The sequence below is a fragment of the Streptomyces sp. NPDC001153 genome (assembly GCF_053598315.1).
The window spans coordinates 147425-166790 of the sequence record NZ_JBSFJZ010000008.1; the positions used below are offsets into that span (position 1 = coordinate 147425).

General features: G+C 70.4%; 20 protein-coding genes and 1 pseudogene. 11 read left to right on the forward strand and 10 right to left on the reverse strand.

From position 1 onward, the window contains the following. Nucleotides 1–2: 2 nt before the first annotated feature. The gene (locus ACWDEN_RS11810; RefSeq protein ID WP_450858597.1) at nt 3–1313 is read right to left on the reverse strand and encodes an MFS transporter; all 1311 of its coding nucleotides are present in this window, start codon (nt 1311–1313) and stop codon (nt 3–5) included. Further along, a complete protein-coding gene (locus tag ACWDEN_RS11815; RefSeq protein ID WP_450858599.1) occupies nt 1310–1984 on the reverse strand; it encodes a GntR family transcriptional regulator in 675 nt (224 codons plus the stop codon). The genes ACWDEN_RS11810 and ACWDEN_RS11815 overlap by 4 nt, the downstream gene beginning before the upstream one ends. 199 nt (nt 1985–2183) lie before the next feature. On the opposite strand from ACWDEN_RS11815, the gene ACWDEN_RS11820 reads away from it, so the two are divergent. The 5 genes from ACWDEN_RS11820 to ACWDEN_RS11840 all read left to right on the forward strand — a co-directional run bounded on the left by ACWDEN_RS11820 (nt 2184) and on the right by ACWDEN_RS11840 (nt 5618). After that, complete coding sequence (locus ACWDEN_RS11820; protein ID WP_450858601.1) at nt 2184–3095, forward strand: D-alanyl-D-alanine carboxypeptidase family protein; 912 nt, start codon at nt 2184–2186, stop codon at nt 3093–3095. A 100-nt stretch (nt 3096–3195) separates the two neighbouring features. Further along, entirely contained in the window at nt 3196–3546 is a 351-nt protein-coding gene (locus ACWDEN_RS11825) for a GntR family transcriptional regulator (protein ID WP_351606774.1), read from the forward strand. Next, nucleotides 3543–4589 carry a DUF1648 domain-containing protein gene (locus ACWDEN_RS11830; protein ID WP_351606771.1) on the forward strand — a complete coding sequence of 349 codons (1047 nt, stop codon included), beginning with the start codon at nt 3543–3545 and terminating at the stop codon, nt 4587–4589. The genes ACWDEN_RS11825 and ACWDEN_RS11830 overlap by 4 nt, the downstream gene beginning before the upstream one ends. A 7-nt stretch (nt 4590–4596) precedes the next feature. Next, nucleotides 4597–5166, forward strand: a complete 570-nt coding sequence (locus ACWDEN_RS11835; RefSeq protein ID WP_351606769.1) for an RNA polymerase sigma factor — start codon at nt 4597–4599, stop codon at nt 5164–5166. Then, nucleotides 5163–5618: a hypothetical protein gene (locus tag ACWDEN_RS11840; protein WP_351606767.1), complete on the forward strand. Its 456-nt coding sequence runs from the start codon at nt 5163–5165 to the stop codon at nt 5616–5618. Before ACWDEN_RS11835 ends, ACWDEN_RS11840 begins: the two co-directional genes overlap by 4 nt. On the opposite strand, the gene ACWDEN_RS11845 is transcribed toward ACWDEN_RS11840, so the two are convergent. The 4 genes from ACWDEN_RS11845 to ACWDEN_RS11860 form a co-directional block, all read right to left on the reverse strand. Continuing rightward, complete coding sequence (locus ACWDEN_RS11845) at nt 5615–6523, reverse strand: alpha/beta fold hydrolase (RefSeq protein WP_351606765.1); 909 nt, start codon at nt 6521–6523, stop codon at nt 5615–5617. The genes ACWDEN_RS11840 and ACWDEN_RS11845 overlap by 4 nt on opposite strands. A 65-nt stretch (nt 6524–6588) precedes the next feature. Further along, on the reverse strand, nt 6589–7383 hold the full coding sequence (locus ACWDEN_RS11850) for a hypothetical protein (protein WP_351606763.1): 795 nt from the start codon (nt 7381–7383) through the stop codon (nt 6589–6591). A 363-nt stretch (nt 7384–7746) separates the two neighbouring features. Then, nucleotides 7747–7929 (reverse strand): DUF397 domain-containing protein, encoded by a 183-nt coding sequence (locus ACWDEN_RS11855; RefSeq protein WP_351606760.1) that lies wholly within the window; start codon nt 7927–7929, stop codon nt 7747–7749. A gap of 3 nt (nt 7930–7932) precedes the next feature. Then, nucleotides 7933–8781 (reverse strand): helix-turn-helix domain-containing protein, encoded by an 849-nt coding sequence (locus ACWDEN_RS11860; protein WP_351606885.1) that lies wholly within the window; start codon nt 8779–8781, stop codon nt 7933–7935. A 234-nt stretch (nt 8782–9015) separates the two neighbouring features. Between ACWDEN_RS11860 and ACWDEN_RS11865 the strand changes: the two genes are divergently transcribed. The 5 genes and pseudogenes from ACWDEN_RS11865 (at nt 9016) to ACWDEN_RS11885 (ending at nt 12149) form a co-directional block, all read left to right on the forward strand. Continuing rightward, nucleotides 9016–9447, forward strand: coding sequence for an ATP-binding protein (locus tag ACWDEN_RS11865; protein ID WP_351606757.1), 432 nt, complete (start codon nt 9016–9018; stop codon nt 9445–9447). A gap of 108 nt (nt 9448–9555) precedes the next feature. Beyond that, nucleotides 9556–9797 (forward strand): annotated as a pseudogene (locus ACWDEN_RS11870) (WXG100 family type VII secretion target). Nucleotides 9798–10194: 397 nt separating this feature from the next. After that, the gene (locus ACWDEN_RS11875) at nt 10195–10860 is read left to right on the forward strand and encodes a hypothetical protein (protein ID WP_450858606.1); all 666 of its coding nucleotides are present in this window, start codon (nt 10195–10197) and stop codon (nt 10858–10860) included. Then, on the forward strand, nt 10857–11012 hold the full coding sequence (locus tag ACWDEN_RS11880) for a hypothetical protein (protein ID WP_450858608.1): 156 nt from the start codon (nt 10857–10859) through the stop codon (nt 11010–11012). The genes ACWDEN_RS11875 and ACWDEN_RS11880 overlap by 4 nt, the downstream gene beginning before the upstream one ends. Before the next feature lie 117 nt (nt 11013–11129). Next, the gene (locus ACWDEN_RS11885) at nt 11130–12149 is read left to right on the forward strand and encodes a BRO-N domain-containing protein (RefSeq protein ID WP_450858610.1); all 1020 of its coding nucleotides are present in this window, start codon (nt 11130–11132) and stop codon (nt 12147–12149) included. A gap of 105 nt (nt 12150–12254) precedes the next feature. Here the strand turns inward: ACWDEN_RS11885 and ACWDEN_RS11890 are convergent, their stop codons facing one another. The 3 genes from ACWDEN_RS11890 to pdhA are packed head-to-tail and all read right to left on the reverse strand — an operon-like array spanning nt 12255 to nt 15841. Then, nucleotides 12255–13652: a dihydrolipoamide acetyltransferase family protein gene (locus ACWDEN_RS11890; protein WP_351606747.1), complete on the reverse strand. Its 1398-nt coding sequence runs from the start codon at nt 13650–13652 to the stop codon at nt 12255–12257. A 10-nt stretch (nt 13653–13662) separates the two neighbouring features. Beyond that, complete coding sequence (locus ACWDEN_RS11895; protein WP_351803024.1) at nt 13663–14640, reverse strand: alpha-ketoacid dehydrogenase subunit beta; 978 nt, start codon at nt 14638–14640, stop codon at nt 13663–13665. 1 nt (nt 14641) lies between these two features. Further along, nucleotides 14642–15841 (reverse strand): pyruvate dehydrogenase (acetyl-transferring) E1 component subunit alpha, encoded by a 1200-nt coding sequence (gene pdhA / locus ACWDEN_RS11900; RefSeq protein WP_351606742.1) that lies wholly within the window; start codon nt 15839–15841, stop codon nt 14642–14644. Nucleotides 15842–16358: 517 nt separating this feature from the next. On the opposite strand from pdhA, the gene ACWDEN_RS11905 reads away from it, so the two are divergent. Further along, complete coding sequence (locus tag ACWDEN_RS11905; RefSeq protein WP_351606739.1) at nt 16359–17375, forward strand: phosphotransferase; 1017 nt, start codon at nt 16359–16361, stop codon at nt 17373–17375. Nucleotides 17376–17432: 57 nt separating this feature from the next. Here the strand turns inward: ACWDEN_RS11905 and ACWDEN_RS11910 are convergent, their stop codons facing one another. Then, nucleotides 17433–19082: a protein kinase domain-containing protein gene (locus tag ACWDEN_RS11910; protein ID WP_450858613.1), complete on the reverse strand. Its 1650-nt coding sequence runs from the start codon at nt 19080–19082 to the stop codon at nt 17433–17435. Nucleotides 19083–19366: the final 284 nt, after the last annotated feature.

Consider the following 19366-nt stretch of genomic DNA (forward strand, 5'->3'; position numbering starts at 1 on the left):
GGCTAGGCCGCCGGCACGTGCACCGTCTCCACCCGGCTGGCGACCAACCGCTCCCGCTCACGCCGGGCCGCCCGCCCCCGGAGCCGCAGGATCTGGGACACCCCGAGCGCCTGCAGCACGAACACAGCGCTGAAGGCCACGTCGTAGTCGTCCCCGGTCGCGTCCAGCAGCACGCCCACCGCGAACAACGTCGTCATCGAGGCGACGAACCCACCCATGTTGGTGATGCCCGACGCGGTCCCCTGGCGCTCGGGTGGGTTGGCCGGCCGCGCGAAGTCGAACCCGAGCATCGAGGCCGGCCCGCACGCCCCCAGCACCGTGCACAGCACCACCAGCAGCCACATCGGCGCATGCGCACCGGGACAGGCCAGCGTCGCGGCCCACAGCAGTGCCGTCGCGCCGACCGTGCCCAGCGCCAGTGGCAGCCGCGCCGCGTGGTGCCGGGCGACGATCTGGCCGTAGACGAGCCCGATCACCATGTTGGACAGCACGACCAGGGTGAGCAGTTCACCGGCCGTGGCCCGGCTGAGCCCCTGCGCCTGCACCAGGAACGGCAGGCCCCACAGCAGCAGGAACACCATCGCCGGGAACTGGGTGGTGAAGTGCACCCACAGCCCGAGGCGCGTGCCGGGCTCCCGCCAGGCCGCCGCGATCTGCCGGCGGACGTAGGCCGCGCCCTGGTGCGGCGCCGGCTCGGGCTCGTGCCCCTCGGGGTGGTCCTTCAGGAACAGCAGCGTCAGCACCAGGACGACGACACCCGCGAGCGCGCTCCCGGCGAACGCCGGGGTCCAGCCGACGCCGTGCAGCAGCCGGGCGAGCAGCAGGGTGGAGACCAGGTTGCCCGCCATGCCGACCAGCCCCGCGAGCTGCGCGACCAGCGGTCCGCGCCGGGCCGGGAACCAGCGTGTGCCGAGCCGCAGCACGCTGATGAAGGTCATCGCGTCACCGCAGCCCAGCAGGGCGCGGGAGGCGAGGGCGGTGCCGTAGGACGGGGAGAAGGCGAAGCCCAGCTGCCCGGCCGTGAACAGCACGGCGCCGATGCTCAGCACCTTCTTGGTGCCGAGCCGGTCGACCAGCAGGCCGACGGGTATCTGCATGCCGGCGTAGACCAGCAGCTGGAGGATGGAGAACGTCGACAGGGCGGAGGCGTTCACATGGAAGCGGTTCGCCGCGTCCAGTCCCGCCACGCCCAGTGAGGTACGGAAGATGACGGCGACGAAGTAGACGGCGACGCCTATGGACCACACGGCGACGGCGCGTCGGCCGCCCGGAGGATCACCCGGGAGGGTGACGTTGCGCGCCGGAGCGCTCATCGGGCCTCACCTCGGGCGAGGTGCTCGAACCAGCTGACATGCCGGTGGACGGCGGCGACGGCCGCCTCCGCATCCCCGGCGCGCAGCGCGTTCAGGATCTCCTCGTGCTCGGCGAGCGTCTTGGCGATCCGGTCGGGGTGGGAGTGCATGACGGCGACGCCCATCCGCAGCTGCCGGTCGCGCAGCTGGTCGTAGAGCCGGGACAGGATCTCGTTGCCGCCGCTGCGCACGATCTCGGCATGGAAGCTGCGGTCGGTCACCGCGGCCGCGGCCAGGTCACCGGCGGCGGCCTGCGTCTTCTGCAGCTCCAGCAGCTCCGTCAGCCGCTGCAGCAGGCCCGGCGGGGCGGGTACGGCCTTGCGTGCGGCGTGCTCCTCGACGAGCTGGCGGGTCTCCACCACGTCCGCGATCTCCTGCGCGGAGACCGGCAGGACCATCGCGCCCTTCTTCGGGTAGAGCCGGATCAGGCCCTCGGCCTCCAGCCGCAGCAGCGCCTCCCGCACCGGCGTGCGGGAGACCCCGACGGCCTCGGCCAGCTCGCCCTCGGTGAGCAGGGTGCCGCCCTCGTAGCGGCGGTCGAGGACGCCCTGCTTGACATGGGCGTACACACGGTCGGCGGCGGGCGCCGGCTTGGGGTCCCGACGGGCGGGCTGCTGTACGGCCGTCTTCATGCCCACAGAATAGATACAACACGTACGCATGAGGCGGCGTCGTCCAGCATCCGGACGTGACGGATCTGTAACCAGGGAACCCCGCAGCGACCGCACAACCTTCTGTGCTACTTACGTGTCTCACACGTGCGGCCCTCTGCTCTGCCACCTCAACTCGGCCGCACTTCAGGGGCATTCAACACAATCGGGGTATATCACTTTGATTACCGGCATTAAGGGCACCCGTACCTCGCGTCTCCGCAGAGCCGCCGCCGTTGCCGTCACCTCCGGCGCGCTGCTCGCGACCGGTGCCCTCACCGCTGCGCCCGCTCAGGCCGTCACGACGCCCTCGATCGTGGCCAAGGGCGGCTACCTGATGAACGGCGCGAACAACTCGACGCTGTTCAACAAGAAGATGGACACGCCGCTCTCCACCGGCTCCACCACCAAGATCATGACCGCCAAGGTCGTGCTCGCGCAGTCGAACCTCAACCTCGACAAGCAGGTGGTGATCCAGAAGGCGTACAGCGACTACGTCGTCAAGAACAACGCCTCCCAGGCGCACCTGATCGTCGGCGACAAGGTCACCGTCCGCCAGCTGCTGTACGGCCTGATGCTGCCGTCCGGCTGCGACGCCGCCTACGCGCTCGCCGACACCTACGGCTCCGGCTCCACCCGCGCCGCCCGCGTCAGCAACTTCATCGGCAAGATGAACGCCGCCGCGAAGAGTCTGAAGCTGCTGCACACCCACTTCGACTCCTTCGACGGCATCGGCAACGGAAACAACTACTCGTCGCCGCACGACCTGACGCTGATCGCCAGCAGTGCGATGAAGAACTCGACGTTCCGCACGGTCGTCAAGACGAGGTCGTACACCGCGAAGACCCTCACCAAGACGGGCAGCATCCGCACGATGGCCCCGTGGACCAACACCAACGGTCTGCTCAGCAGCTACAGCGGCACGATCGGTGTGAAGACCGGCTCCGGCCCGGAGGCCGGCTACTGCCTGGTCTTCGCCGCCACCCGCAACAACAAGACCGTCATCGGCACCGTCCTCGCCTCCACCTCCATCCCCCAGCGTGAGGCGGACGCGAAGAAGCTGCTCGACTACGGCTTCGCCAAGCTCGGCTGACGTCCCACCGGACACCGACGGGCCCGTCGCGCGCCAGCGGCGGGCCCGTTCTGCTGCCCGGGTGCGCAATGAAGCTGATGGTGCTAGTTTCATTGGCACCATGCTGATCCGTCTGGACAAGACCGACACCCGCCCCCTGCACGAGCAGGTCGCGGCGGCGATCCGGCGGGCCATCGCCGAGGGCGAGTGCCGCGCCGGCGACCGGCTGCCCTCCGCCCGCGATCTCTCCACGGCCCTGGACATCAACGTCAACACCGTCCTGCGCGGCCTGCGCGAACTGCGGGACGAGGGTCTGCTGGAGTTCCGCCGCGGCCGCGGGATCACCGTCGCCGAGGGGGCGGCCCGGCGGTCCGGACTGGACATCAGGGTGCGTGAGCTGGTCGCGGAGGCATCCCGGCTCGGCTACAGCCGCACCGACCTCATCGAGATGATCCGGGGGATGACGACATGACCGACGGGGACGACCGGGACGGCGACGACCGGCACCAGACCGGGAACGACCGCGCCCGGAACGGGACCGACCGCGACCTGGCAGGCGCACGGAGCCGCACCGCGCGCTGGGGGCTCGCGGGGTCCACGGTGGCCGTCGCGGCGCTGCTCGCGGCTCTGCCCTGGGCCGCGCGCGGCCGGCTGCCCGACCGGCTGGCGACCCACTGGAGCGGGGGTGCCGCCCCCGACGGCTCGATGCCGCTGTGGGAGACCTCCCTGTTCCCGGCCGGCGTCTGGCTGCTGATCGCCCTCGCGCTGAGCGTGCGATGGCGCCCGTCCTGGCCGGCCGCACGCCCCTGGCGGGCGATCGCGCTGGCGCCCACGGCGGCGGTGCTGATCGGCGCGCAGGCCTCCGTCGTCCGCGCCAACCTCGACCGCACCGACTGGCACGAGGCCCGCGACTCGGTCCCCGGGGTCGTGCTTCCCGTGGCCCTGGCTGCGGTCGCCGGCGTGGTGGCCTGGTGGCTGACCATCCGCACCACCTCCACCACGCCATCCGCCCCGACCCCGGCACTGGAACTTTCCGAGGGCGAGCAGCTCGTGTGGTTCTCCCGCGCGGCCAACCCCTGGCTGCAGCTGGTGGCCGCGCTGACCGGTCTGATCGCCGTCGGCGCACTGGCGGCACTGGTCGCCGGCCTGGCGGACCCCACCGTCCTGCTCGTGCTGTGCGCCGGCTGCGCCACCGCATCGCTCGCCGGAGCCCTCTTCTCCTCGGTCCAGGCGAAGGTGTCGGAAGCGGGCCTGGAGGTGTCGTTCGGACCGCTCGGCTGGCCCGCCCGCCGCTGGTCGCCGACCGCCATCGAGTCCGCCCGCGCCGAGCGCCGGCAGCCCTCCCAGGTCGGCGGCTGGGGCTACCGCCTCAGCGGGCTCGGCACGACGGTGATGCTCCGCGCCGGCGACTGTCTGGTCATACGGCCCCAGGGCCGCCGTACGGACTTCGCCGTGAGCGTGGACGACGCCGAGCGCGGCGCGGCCCTGCTGAACGCGCTGCGGCGGCGGGCCTGAGCCGGCCATGGACATCCAGAACCCCCAGTGCGTCCAGGGGGAGGACGACGGCCGGGCGGCACCCTGGGACACGGCCGCCGCACTGGTCCGGGCCGCACAGGGCGGGCACGCCCTGGCCATGGACGAACTGCTCACGCTGGTCACCCCGTACGTGACCCGGCTCTGCCGTCCGATCGCCCCGCACGACGTGGCCGACGCCGTACAGGAGTCGCTGCTGGCCGTCTTCAAGGGCCTGCGCACACTCCGCGACCCGCAGGCCTTCTACGGCTGGGTGCGTACGGCCACGGTGCGCGAGGCGGTCCGGGTCGCCCGCCGCACCTCCGCCGAGGACCCGGCCGACCCCGCCGACCTGGCCCGCCTCGGCGGACTGCGCGCGGACGCCGACGGCGAGGTGCCGGCCGACGTGCGCGACGTACTGGCCCGGCTCCCGGTCCGGCACCGGGCGGTGCTGGTCCTGCGCGAGCTGGAGGGCCTGGACGAGGCCACCGTCGCCGCCCTGCTCGGCGTACCGCAGGGCACCGTCAAGTCCCGGCTGAGCCGGGCCCGTTCCTCCTTTCGGAAGGCGTGGTCACGATGAGTTCCTCCGATCCGGTGCTGCGGCTGCGCGTGCTGGCCGCGGGGCTGCACGCCGGTCTGTACGCCGAGGAGCATCTGGCGCTGCCGTACGACCGGGTGTGGGCGGTGGCCGCCGACCTGGAGGCGGAACTGCCCCATCTGGTCCCGTTCCTGCGCGAGTTCCGCGTGCCGCCCGGCGACGCGGAGCGCAAACGCGCGCTGGCGGTGGGCCGTTCGGGCCTGAGGGAGTCCTTCGAGGTACGGCTCTCTCCCGGCTGGTGCCTGATGCAGTCCCGGCTGATCGTCGGCGGCATGGCGGCCGCCCCCGAGGCCGGCGGCACCCGCTTCGCCGTCCTCGGCGCGACCCGCCCCACCGCCCTGCGCCCCGCCCAGCGGCTCTACGGCCGCCTGCTCGGCGAACGGCGCGGACGGGCGTTCGTCGACCGGGTCGCCGGGCGGGCGGAGCTGCGCTAGACCTCCTCTGCCAAGGGGGTGAACAGTTCGCGGATCGCCTCCGCCACCTCCTCCGGCCGCTCCTGCGGCAGACAGTGCCCGGCCCCCGGCACCAGCCGCACGCGCAGCTCGTCGGCGTACGGCTCGGCGCCCGCCAGCATCGACGGCACGACCACGTTGTCCCGCTCCCCGCCGAGCAGCAGCGTCGGCACGGTCAGCCGCTGCCGCCGCGCGGTGCCCCGTACCAGCGCGGGGATGTCGTGCAGGACGTACTGCCAGAACAGGGACTGCACGGCGGGGGCGCTCCGCGAGGTGGCGGCGGCGTACTCGGCGATCTCCGCCGGCGTCCACACGGCCGCCGGATCGGCGACCTGGTGGCGCAGCAGGAAGCGGGTGAAGCCGGGCCAGTGCCGCAACACGGCCCGCCCGAGCACCGGGTACTCGACGAACGCGGTGAACCACAGTCGCCACAGGTTGGGGAGGACCGCACGGTGCCGGGGCCAGGGGTGGGTCATGTTGAGCGCGAGATAGCCGGTGAACCGCTCCGGCGCCCTCAGGCACAGCCGGAACCCGAGATGCGCTCCCCAGTCGTGCCCGACCAGTCCGACCCGCGCCAGCCCGAGCGCATCGAGCAGTGCGAGGGCGTCCTCGGCCAGGCTGTCCATGTCGTAGCCGCGGCGCGTGATCTGCGACCAGCCGAAGCCGCGCAGGTCCGGGCAGAGCAGCCGGTACCCGTCGGACAGCTGCCCGGCGACCTTGTGCCAGGCGTACCAGTGCTGCGGGAAGCCGTGCAGCATCAGCAGCGGGGTGCCGGAGCCGCCGTACTCGGCCAGATGCAGCCGGGTGGAGCGCACGTCCAGCATGCGGTGCTCGGCACGCCCGTCCTTCGGCAGCGGACGTTCTGGACGGTCGGTGTGCGGTGCCATGCCTGACCCCTCTCGGGCCGGTGCGGTCCCCCGTCGGGCCCGCGTCGCCGGGTCAGGAGTCGGCGTCAGTGCGAAAGGTTCCCTCCGTTCTGCTCCCTGTCGTCGTCTCTGACAGGGAGCTGGTCGTAGGTCTTGAAGGTGTACGAGGCGTCGTACGACAGCAGGTTGCCTTCGGCCGCCGGCAGGCCGAGACGTCGGTTGAGGGCTCCGGTGAGGGGTCCGCAGTGTTCGGCGGCCGGGGCGGTGAAGGTGTCGTCGTACGCCGAGAACTCGATCACCGGAGGGTCCTGGGAGACCCACTTGGAAGGGCCGGAGCGCTTCAGCCGGAAGTCGACGGGTTCGCCCGCGCCGATCGTGCAGCCGTGCGGCACCAGCGGGCCGAGGAGCCGGAAGCGGAGGCTGAACTGCCCGGTGTAGAAGTCGGACCGGCCGCCGTACTCCGGCTGTATCGCCAGCCCCAGGACGGCCGCGCGGTCGCCCGCGGGTGTGCCGGTCAGTCCACCCGGTATGGCGGTGGGAGTGCTGTGCATCGCACCCCACACCTGGCCGTTGCCGCCGTCCGGCATCGGGCCTTCGGCGTGCGTCATGGTGATCGGGGCCAGGCTCACCGTGACCTTGCCGATGATCAACCGCGGGGCCGCGGTGTGCACTTCGCATCTCCATCGGGCCGGGTCGACGCCGTCGGGCAGGGGTGGACAGTCACCGAAATCGGTCGCGGTCGCCGCGGCGGCGCGTGGCGCGGAGTAGGCGACACCCGGCGCGCACACCGCCGCCGTACCGGCGAGAGCGGCGACGCCGGCGACGGCGGCGACACGGCGGACGGAAGAGGAACTGGGGCGAGCAGCCACGGATTTCGTCATGTGACCAGCGTGCCGCCGCAGCCACTCCACCACCATCGGTGACGTCCCCGACACCACCCCGACCCGCCCCTGATACGACGTCAGGGCGGGCGGTCAGGGAGAGGCAGGCGCCCGATGCCGGCGGAATCCGGGAACCCGCCGAAGCTCGCCGATCTTCAGCGCTTTGCCCACCACCAGACAGACGAGACCAAGTGCCAGCGATGCGGCGACGGTCGTCAGGGCCGTCCCCGCCGTGCTGTGCCCCACCACCCCGGCACAGCCCCGCGCCGAGGCCCAGCCCGCCACCGCCTCCGCTTTGGGTTTCGCATGCCGGGCGGCGGTCTTCTCCCCCGTTACCATTCTGTAGATCTACGGCAGTTGAGATCACCGGCTGCGAGCAAGGTGACCTGCGAAGCGGGCCCATGCGGCGGGGCTCAGGGTGAGTATCGGGCCAAGGGGGTTCTTGGAGTCGCGGACGGCGACGGTGTGGGGGATGTTGCGGGCGACTTCGACGCACTCACCATTACCGCTGCTGTGACTGGACTTGGTGAACTCGAAGGGCGGCACGGCTCACAGCTCCTTGCGGATACGTTCGATCAGGGCAGTGGAATCGCGAAGAGCGAGCCCACACCGAGCGATCCGCTCGAACCTGGCGTTGTGGCGGTCGGCGTCCTCCTCGCTCTCCAGCCACAGCGTAGACGAGGCCGTGTCCATATAGACCACGTCCATCGCGCCGGATTCGGCGAAGGACACGATGCTGAAGGCGCTGGTCATCCCTGGGTGAGAGCCCGCGATGAACGGCACCACCTGCAGCTTCACGTTGGGCAGCCGGGTTGCGTCCACCAGGTGCGCCAGCTGCGCGCGCATGACCTCACGTCCGCCCACGAGTTGCCGTAGCGCGCCTTCCCCCACCACCGCCCACAGAGTGAGCGGCTCACCGTCCGCGAGCCGGTCCTGCCGGGCGACCTTGGCCTCGACAAACCTCTCGATCTCGTCGGGGTCGTCCCAGTCGGCGTTCCCCACAGCTAGTGCCCTGGCGTAGTCCGGCGTCTGCAAGAGCCCTGGCACGAAGGCGCCTTGCCACGTCCTGATGCCGGTGGCGATGTCCTCGAGCGCCACGTACTCGACGAGTGACCGGAGTTCGGGGTACTGGTTCCACCAGCCCTTTGCCTTACGGCGCTCCCGGTCCGTGCGGGCGAGACTCAGGAGCCGTTCCACGACCTTCGGGTCGGTCACGCCGTACAGGTCACACAGGACGTGGATGTCCGGATCCCGGAACGGCACCCATCCCCGCTCCATCTTGGCGACCTTCGTTCCGGTCGCCGACAGGGCTTCCGCTGCCTGCGGTTGAGTCAGGCCTGCCTCGTCACGCAGTCGCAGCAACTCCCCGCCCAACTTCCGTGCCAGCACAGTGGACATGCGGTTCCCACGCTTGAACTCGTCTGCGACCACGGTGCCAGTCTGCAAGCAACCGATCACTCATCGCAAGAATCGGAGACGGATTTCCCCGGGACGGGTTGCACAGCAAACCGCGACATGGCTACTTTCAGTGTCGAAGCCGCAACTGAGCGCCACCAGTCGGCGGAAGCGCACCGTGCTGCCCGTACGGCGAAGCCACCCCACTGGCCCGTCCCCGCACCCGGAGGTCCCCGCATGTCCGACGCCTGCCCGTTCCCCGCCCCCAAGCAGTACGACCGCTTCGACGCCGTCACCTACACGCCGTACCCGAGAAACGTCCCCCGAGCCCGCCACCACGTCGCCCGGCTCGCCGTCTTCTGGGGACTCCCCGCCCTCGCGGCGGACGCCGCCCCGCTCACCGGCGAGTTGTGCACGAACGCCTTACTGCACGGCTGCCTCAGGGACCGGCACTTCCGCATGGAGACCTCCCTGCGCGGCACCACGCTCCGCATCGCCGTCACGGACCCGAGGGGCGAACGCCTGCCGGAGTGTCGTGTAGCCGCGGAGGACGAGCAGTTCGGCCGGGGTCTCCTCATCATCAGGGCGCTCGCCGAGCGTTGGGCCGTTGAGAGACTGGCCGTGGGGAAGACGGTGTGGGCGGAGTTGACGCCCTCGCCTGCTCCGTGACGGACGCGGCTCCGGGCTCCGGACAGGTCGGCAGCACAGCCGTCTGACCACGCCCTCAGGGGCTGTCCGGGCCCCTCCCCGCGAAAGAGCCCGAAACTCGCCGTCGAACTGGAGGACATCCTCAAGCAACTCAACGGCAGCTGGGCGATCTGTACGACCGCGTGGAACCGGTCGTGCTGTCCTGGAAGGGCGAAGCCCGCGAGACCTTCGTGGAGAAGCTGGACGAGTGGGACCGCTGTGCGCAGGACCTGCAGGCGGCCCAGAAGTGGCTGCATGCGTGCGTCACGACGGGCCACGCCAACTACGCGGCGGCACACCGTGTGGTACTGCGTGGCTGGGGCGCAGCCTGATGGCGACGCCGACCCCATCGCAGAGCGGGACCATCGACGTCAAGCCGTCCGACCTGCACCGGGTCGCAGGCGGCTTCGCCGGGGAGCAGACCCAGTTCGACAAGGCAGCTCGAAATCTTCTGACGCAGCTGCACAAGTACCCGGACGCGGGTGGCTACGGCACCGCGGCCCAGGGCTTTGCCACGGCTTATGTCGCGATCGGCAACCGCTACCTGGAGGTGTGGGCCAGCAGCGTGGCCAGTATCGGCGGCGCCGCCGTCGGGTTCGCCACGACCGCCAACAACTACTCCAAGGCCGAGGCGGCCAACGACCCCTCCGGCAGAACCCGGCCCCGGGTACAGCAACCGCCGGCGGTCATCACCAACCCCCCACACTACGGCTCGGTACCGAACCTGAAGTGGGGGACGACGACGGCGGCGACGACTTCATCCGCTCCCTGCTGGAGCACATACCGGATGTCGTATGGCACGTCCTGCGGCCTCTGCTGGAGGACGCCTTCCGCTGGGGCAAGGTCGCCGAGGTCTATCCCTTTCCCCAACAGCACTACCTCAACTCGCTCTCTCAGGACTGGGCGGACATGACGATGTCCCTCGGTACGACCGAGGGCAACCTCACCTCCCTGGTCAGCGGCATCACCCAGCAGACAAACAGCGAGTGGTACGACGCCATGCGCGAGTTCTGCAGCTCCTTGTGGGGCACGACGGCCTGGGGCAAGCACACGGGCAATTACGAGTGGGGGCACGACAGTGCCTCCAGCCCGACGGCCACCCACCCCGTCATGACCGTTCTGTTCGACACCGCGAAGAAGATCAGCGACCTCCTACGGGAGTTCGCCGAGGGCCATGGTCCGTCTGCCGAAGCAGCTGAAGAGCTGAAGTGCCCGGTCCTCGCGCTGAGTTGTCCCAGCGGCCTCCGCTCAGCAGGTCGAGGAGGCTCTGGAGCCCTTCACCGCGGAAAGAGCGGAGCCGCTCATGGGCCGACTGGCCGCCGAATGCCTTGTGTGGTCGAGGGCCGGCTTCATGGGACGGTCCGAAGCGGACGCCATCACCCCGTCGCGTGGTGACGCTCCTCGGGCCCGACGCCCGCTGGTGGTCCAACCAGGATCCAGAGCTGGACGGCTGCTGGACGGGAGTCTCCGCCTGCACCTTCGACGGCCTCGTCGCCGGCACCGGCGGCCGGCGGTTCGCCGTGCTCATCCAGGTCGGCGAGGACTGACGTCCAGTTCCAGTGTCCGGAGTTTTCCGTCAACTTCACCCTCAATCGTGAACATCATCCTTGCAGCTGGCATATTCGAATTCCTCCGCTCTACGTTCCGCAGCGGAGGTGGTTCACATGAGCGAACCCAGCAAGCGACCCGACTCGTCCGAACGGCACGAGGCGATCGACGTCAGCGACTTCGTGTACGCGGCGACCGGAGCCCGTGTGCGGAGGCTGACCATGCCGGACGGGAGTCACTGGTTTCCGGCGGTGGATGTGTGCAAGGAACTGGGGCACACAAATTCGAGGCAAGCGCTCGCCGACCATGTGCCTGAAGGGCATCGAGAGATTCTCGAGACCGTAACTGGAGCTTACGGTCTCAGCATTCCCGCAGGCAGGGAGTGGCGCCGAGACCTGAATGTCATCTCTCTCCAAGGTCTCATCCTCCTCGTCAACGCCTGCACCAAACCTGCCTGCGCCCCCTTCAAACAGTGGGCCGCCGAAGTGATCGAGACCGTCCAGCGGGAGGGCTCCTACACCCTGGAAGAGGCCGAGGTGCAGCCCCTCGAGCCGGGCGCTCCGATCGCGTACGCCATGCCCGAGCAGGTCGCCGAGGCCATCGTCCGGCTCGAGGCGCACAACCTTCAGCTGGACGAGGAACTGGCGAACGGACAGCGCAAATCCATCGAGCTGCAGGAGGAAACGCTGGTTCTGCAGAGGGAGAACCTCGCTCTGCAGAAGGAAAACCTGACTTTACAGCGCGAGATGCCGGCCACGCAGAGGGCCACCCTCGCCGTGCAGCAGGCCATGGTCCGGGCGATGGAGCGGATCGCGGACCGGCTCGACGCCCTGGTACCGGCCCCTCGGACACCTGGTGAGCAGGTCAAAACGCTGCCCACCACGGCCTCCGTACTGGCCGACTGGCGGCAGCGCCTCTCCGTCACGGCCGACGTATGGACCGTGGCCGTCGTCATCGCCCCGGTTCTCGTGGAGAAGGGCGAGCTGCGCGAGCCGCTCGAATCGATCGCGGCCCGTACGGGACTCTCGGTGCACCGCGTCAACGAATGTCTGCGGCTGCTGCGGAAACACGCCTGCATCCGCTCCCGGGGCGGAGCCGAGGACGGGGCGCCGGTGTACGTGCTGAACCAGGGCTGACAGACCATCTCGAAGAAGACAGCCCGGCCTCGCAGAAGAGGGGGCGGCCGCAAATCGAAGTTGCGGCCGTCCCCTCAACGCTTCGAGGCTACCCGCCCGGTACCGTCACGCCCAGGTGATCAGCCTCTTCGGCTCCTCCAGAATCGCCGCCACGTCCGCCAGCACCTTCGAGCCCAGCTCGCCGTCCACCAGGCGGTGGTCGAAGCTCAACGCCAGGGTCGTCACCTGACGCGGCTTGACCTTGCCCTTGTGGACCCAGGGCTGGAGCTTGATCGCGCCGACGGCCAGGATCGCCGACTCGCCGGGGTTGAGGATCGGCGTGCCGGTGTCGACGCCGAAGACGCCGACGTTGGTGATGGTCACCGTGCCGCCCTGCATGGCGGCCGGGGACGTCTTGCCCTCGCGGGCCGTCGAGACCAGGTCGCCCAGCGCGGCGGCCAGCTGCGGGAGCGTCTTGTCGTGCGCGTCCTTGATGTTCGGCACGATCAGGCCGCGCGGGGTGGCCGCCGCGATGCCCAGGTTGACGTAGTGCTTCTGCACGATCTCCTGGTTGGCCTCGTCCCAGGACGCGTTGATCTCCGGGTTGCGCTTGATGGCGACCAGCAGGGCCTTGGCGATCAGGAGCAGCGGGTTGACCCGCAGGCCCTGCATCTCCTTGTCCTGCTTCAGCTCCTCGACCAGCTTCATCGTGCGGGTCACGTCGATCGTCACGAACTCCGTGACATGCGGCGCCGTGAACGCCGAGCCGACCATCGCCGCCGCCGTGGCCTTGCGGACGCCCTTGACCGGGATGCGGGTCTCGCGCATGCCGTCGTAGGACGCGGCCGGTGCCGGCGTCACCGGGGCCGCGGCGACCGGGGTCGGCGTCGGCTCCGCCGGCTTCGGCGTGGCCGCCGCGTGAACGTCGTCGCGGGTGATGATGCCGTCCGGGCCGGACGGGGTGATCGTGGCGAGGTCGACGCCGAGGTCCTTGGCCAGCTTGCGCACCGGCGGCTTGGCCAGCGGGCGGGGCTTCTCGGCGACGGCGCCGTGGCCGTGGCCGTTCAGCTCGCTCTGGATCGCCTGGGCCGGCGCCGGAACCGTGACCTCGGGGCCCTTGCGGGGACGGCGCTTGGTGGAGGACGTCGACACGCCGTAGCCGACCAGGACCGGCTGGCGGCCCTGCGGCTTGGCCTCCGGCTCGGCGCCGGGCTCCTCGGCAGCTGCCTGCGGCTGCTCGACCGGGGCCTCCGCGGGTGCCGCGCCGGCCACCTCCACCGCGATGATGGACGTGCCCACGTCGACCGTGGTGCCCTCGGGGAAGTGGAGTTCGCGGACCACACCGTCGTAGGGGATGGGCAGTTCGACGGCCGCCTTGGCGGTCTCGACCTCGCACACCACCTGGCCGTCGGTGACCGTGTCACCCGGCTGGACGTACCACTTGAGGATCTCGGCCTCGGTGAGTCCCTCGCCGACGTCCGGCATCTTGAACTCGCGCACGGACGCTTCCGTCATCGTCGTCACGACCCTCTCCTCAGTACGCCAGCGAGCGGTCGACGGCGTCGAGCACGCGGTCCAGGTCCGGCAGGTACTCCTCCTCCAGGCGGGCCGGCGGATAGGGGGCGTGGTATCCGCCCACCCGCAGGACCGGTGCCTCCAGGTGGTAGAAGCAGCGCTCGGTGATCCGGGCGGCGATCTCCCCGCCGGAGCCGAAGAACACCGGTGCCTCGTGGACCACGACCAGGCGGCGGGTCTTCTCCACCGAGGCCTGGATGGCGTCGAAGTCCAGCGGCGACACCGAGCGCAGGTCCAGGACCTCCAGGGACTTGCCCTCCTCGGCCGCGGCCGCCGCGACCTCCTGGCACAGCTTCACCATCGGGCCGTACGCCGCCAGGGTGAGGTCGGTGCCCTCGCGGACGACCTGGGCCTTGTGCAGCGGGGCGGGGATCGCCTCGAGGTCCACCTCGGCCTTGTCCCAGTAGCGTCGCTTCGGCTCGAAGTAGATCACCGGGTCGTCGCTCTGGATGGCCTGCTGCATCATCCAGTAAGCGTCGGAGGCGTTCGACGGCGACACGATCTTCAGGCCGGCCACGTGCGCGAACAGGGCCTCGGGGGACTCCGAGTGGTGCTCGACCGCGCCGATGCCGCCGCCGTAGGGGATGCGGACGACGACCGGCATCTTGACCTTGCCCAGCGAGCGGGCGTGCATCTTCGCGAGCTGGGTGACGATCTGGTCGTAGGCCGGGAAGACGAAGCCGTCGAACTGGATCTCCACCACCGGGCGGTAGCCGCGCAGCGCGAGACCGATCGCGGTGCCGACGATGCCGGACTCCGCGAGCGGGGTGTCGATGACCCGGCTCTCGCCGAAGTCCTTCTGCAGGCCGTCCGTCACGCGGAACACGCCGCCGAGCTTGCCGACGTCCTCACCCATGACGAGGACCTTGGGGTCCTCCTCCAGGGCACGGCGGAGCGACTCGTTGATGGCCTTCGCCATCGCCATCTTCTCGGCCATGTCAGCGACCCCCTTCAGCTGCGTCCGCGAACGACGCCTGGTAGGCGGCGAACTGCGCTCGTTCCTCGTCGACGAGCGCGTGCCCGTCCGCGTACACGTTCTCGAAGATGGCGAAGTGGTCCGGGTCGGGCATGGCACGGACCGCTTCGCGCACTCGTTTGCCCAACGCCTCGGACTCGGCCTCGAGTTCCGCGAAGAATCCGTCGTCCGTGTGGTTTGAAGCCTCCAGGTACCGGCGAAGGCGCAGGATCGGGTCCTTCGCCTCCCAGGCCAGCCGCTCCTCGTCGCCCCGGTAGCGGGTGGGGTCGTCGGAGGTGGTGTGGGCGCCCATGCGGTAGGTGTACGCCTCGACCAGGGTGGGGCCCTCGCCGTTGCGGGCGCGCTCCAGCGCCCACTTGGTGACCGCGAGGCAGGCCAGCACGTCGTTGCCGTCGACGCGGACGCCGGGGAAGCCGAAGCCCTGGGCGCGCTGGTACAGCGGTACGCGGGTCTGCTTCTCGGTGGGCTCGGAGATCGCCCACTGGTTGTTCTGGCAGAAGAACACCACGGGGGCGTTGTAGACCGCGGAGAAGGTGAACGATTCGGCGACGTCGCCCTGGCTGGAGGCACCGTCGCCGAAGTAGGCGATGACCGCCGAGTCCGCGCCGTCCTTGGCCACGCCCATCGCGTAGCCGGTGGCGTGCAGCGTCTGGGAGCCGATGACGATCGTGTACAGGTGGAAGTTGTTGCTGTTGGGGTCCCAGCCGCCGTTGTTCACACCCCGGAACATGCCGAGCAGGTTGGTCGGGTCGACGTCGCGGCACCAGGCGACGCCGTGCTCGCGGTACGTCGGGAAGACGTAGTCGTCGTGGCGCAGGGCCCGGCCGGAGCCGATCTGGGCGGCCTCCTGTCCCAGCAGGGAGGCCCACAGGCCCAGCTCGCCCTGGCGCTGCAGGGCGGTGGCCTCCGCGTCGAAGCGGCGGGTGAGCACCATGTCGCGGTACAGGCCGCGCAGGTCTTCGGGGGTGATGCCGGCGACGTAGGCGTCGTACTCGGCGTTCTTGACCCGCTTGCCCTCGGGCGTCAGCAGCTGTACGAGCTCCGGTTCGGTGCTCTTCTTCGCGGCGGCGCGGGTGGTGCGGGTGGTCTTGCTGCCGGTGGTGCCGGCCTTGCCTGCGGCGCTGCGTCGCGGCTTGCGCGCGGCACTGCTGTCCACGGTCACGTGTGCTCCTCCGTCGTTCCGGCCCCCGGGGTTGCCGGTAGGCCAGTGCGGCTCACCTGTTTCGACCACCGGGCACGGGGTGGGTGCCACTCGGCCGGGTACAGGCGTGACAGGTGCCCCGGCGAGCGCCCTGCAACCATCACGTTACCCAGTGCTCCACATTTCTGTGAAACCCCACCTGACCTGCGATTTTGCTTGGATTTCCAAGTAAATCGGGGAGGTGTGGAAGCGTGCTGGTCACAGCCCTGCTTCAACGCCGAAGCAACGGAACGTTAACCCGCTCACCCGGGTCACGGGAAGAGTCGAATTGTTTGCGTGTGACACTGGCTGCGCCGCTTATGTGATCCGTATCCGGGCGAGAAGATCGGAAACGGCGGAAACATTTGAGAAAGTTCACGGCATGCTCACGACGTGACCGAAAGGGATCGCCGGTGACCGCCTGTGACAAGCCCCAGCTCACGGCGATTTTTCGTGCCCTACCATCTGCGGCGTGCCGCGCTCATGTGTACCACCCCTTGTGTCCCACGCGCCCCCTCTGGGCGCCCTGCTCCGCCTGTACGCGGCCGGTACCGCCCTCACCTGTGAGCCGGTGGACCAGGGGCTGCTGAACCGCGGCTACCGGCTGCGCACCACCCGTGGCCGCTATTTCCTCAAGCACCATTTCGACCCCGACACCGCCGACCCGGCCGCCATCGAACGCCGGCACCGCGCCACCCAGCGCCTGGCCGACCTCGGCGTCCCCGTCGCCGTACCGCTCGCGCACCGCGAGGGCCGTACGGTCGCCGTCGTCGGCGGCCACGCCTACGCCCTGCACCCCTGGATCGACGGCAGGCACCGGCACGGCGGACAGCTCACGCGCGGGGAGAGCGCACGCCTCGGGGCGCTCCTGGGCGCCGTGCACGCCTGCCTCGAGCGCGTGATGCCACCCAAGGGGCGCACGCGCCCGGCCACGAGCCCCCACCCCGTGGAGAGCGCCGACCCCTCCGACACCTTCGCCCTCATCGACGACCTGCTCGCCCATGTGCGCCGGCACCGCCCCGCCGACGCCTTCGACGAGCTGGCCCGGCACCGGCTGCTGGAACGCCGGGCGCTCCTGGAGCAGCACACGGACCGGCGCCCGCCGCGCGGCGCCTCGGTGGGCTGGGTGCACGGCGACTTCCATCCGTTCAACGTGCTCTACAGGGACGACGCCCCGGCGGCCATCGTCGACTGGGACCGGCTCGGTGTGCAGCCCCGCGCCGAGGAGGCCGTGCGCGCCGCGGCGATCTTCTTCGTACGCCCGGCGGGCGCCCTGGACCTGCCGAAGGTACGCGCGTACGCGCGCGCGTACCGGCGCGCGGCCGGTGCCGGCCCCACCGAGCTGGCGGCGGCCGTGCACCGGGTGTGGTGGGAGCGGCTGAACGACTTCTGGATGCTGCGCTGGCACTACGAACGCGGTGACACGCGCGCGGACTGTCAGTTCCCGGCCGCGTCGGCGCTCGTGGTGTGGTGGACACGCGAGTACGACGCGGTGTGCGCCGCGTTCACCGAGTGACGGCTCCCTGGCGGGAACCGCTCACGGGGACGCCGTCGGAGGTGGGGTGGGTGTCCCTCAACCGGTGGGAAGATTCGTGCCGCCGTCCGTGGTGTTGCCGGTGGTGGTGCCGCCGTTGGTCGTGCCGGTGGTGGTGCCGCCGTTCGTCGTACCGGTGGTGGTGCCGCCGTTCGTCGTACCGGTGGTGGTGCCGCCGTTCGTCGTACCGGTGGTGGTGCCGCCGTTGGAGGTGCCCGAGGACTGCGACGGGGAGGTCTGCGGATCCGTGGGCTGGTCGGTCGGGCCCGTGCTCTGCGACTGCGACGTCTGCGGGTCCGACGGGGTGAAGCCGGAACCGCCCGAGCCCGAGTCCGAGCTGCTGCCGGTGTTGGTGTCCGTGGGCTGGTCGGTGGTGTTGTCCGACGGGGTCGGGGTGTCCGAGTGGCCCGTCGTGGACGTCGAGTGCGTCGTCGCCGGCGGCTTGGTGTCGGTATTGGTGCCGGTGCCGTGGCTCGTGGTCTTGAGGGCGAACGCGACGCCCGCCGCGATCGCGATGACCGCGAGGACGGCGAGGATCCACAGCTTGCCGCGGCCGCTGCCCCCGTTTCCGTGTCCCTCGAACCCGCCGTCGTCGCCTCCGTAGCGCTGCGGCAGGATCGGCTGGGGGATCTGCGCGGTCCCGGAGCCGAAGTCGCCCGGGTGCTGCATCGCGGTCGTCCCCGTGAAACCGCCCGCCGGGGTGTGCCGGCCGTCGTGCGCCTCCACCGGGCCGGTGTGCCAGGTGCCGGTGTGTCCGCCCTGCTCGTACAGCATCTGCAGGCCGTACTGGACCATGCCGCGCATCTCCTCGGCCGTCTGGAACCGGTCGTCCGGCTCCTTGGCGAGCGAGCGCATGACCAGGCCGTCCAGCTCCGGCGGGCAGCCGTCGGAGAACTCCGAGGGCGGGGTCGGGATGTCCTGGACGTGCTGGTAGACCACCGACAGCGGGGTCTCGCCGGTGAACGGCGGCCGCAGCGCGAGCAGTTCGTACAGCAGGCAGCCGGTCGCGTACAGGTCGGAGCGGTGGTCCACGGCCTTGCCCAGGGCCTGCTCCGGGGAGAGGTACTGCGGCGTGCCCATGACCATGCCGGTCTGTGTCATCGTTGTCGACGCACCGTGCAGGGCACGCGCGATGCCGAAGTCCATCACCTTGACGGCGCCGCTGTGGGTGATGATCACGTTGGCGGGCTTGATGTCGCGGTGCACGATGCCGTGCTGATGCGAGTAGGCGAGCGCGTCCAGCACCCCGGAGACGATGATCAGGGCCTGCTCGGGACCCGGCGCCTCGGCGTTCAGCAGCAGATCGCGGATGGTGCGGCCCTCGACCAGCTCCATCACGATGTACGGCACGGACTGGCCGCCGACGAAGTCCTCGCCGGAGTCGTACACGGCGACGATCGCGTGGTGGTTGAGCCCGGCGACGGACTGCGCCTCACGCGTGAAGCGGGCCTTGGAGACCGGGTCCTCGGCCAGGTCCGCGCGCAGCAGCTTCACCGCGACGGTGCGGCCCAGACGGACGTCCTCGGCCGCGAACACCTCGGCCATGCCGCCCCGGCCCAGCCGGTGCGTCAGCCGGTACCGGCCGTCGCCGACGAGCCCGCCGTTGCCCCAGTTCTCCGGCGCGTCCGACATACCGCCGCCACTCGCCTCGGGGTCGGACGGGCCCTGGGCGCGCTGCGTCTGGTCCATCAGTCCTCGCCGTCGTTTCTGCCCGCGGTGCGCGCGGTGTTGTTACGGTCTCCGTCGGCCACGCTACAGCCTCGGCGTGAGCCACCGGTTCGGATCCGGAACCGGAACCGGCCGAAGCCTGACCGGCCATGAAACCTGTAGCACGCGCTGTCGTGCAAATTCTGTGTGCCGGTCGTACGCCCCCTGTAACGCTTGCGCGACGCTTCTTGCGCGTACGGTCACGGAACGGGCACCGAGCTTGACGTGTCAGTGCCCTGGGGCAGACTTGGCCGGGAATGACACAG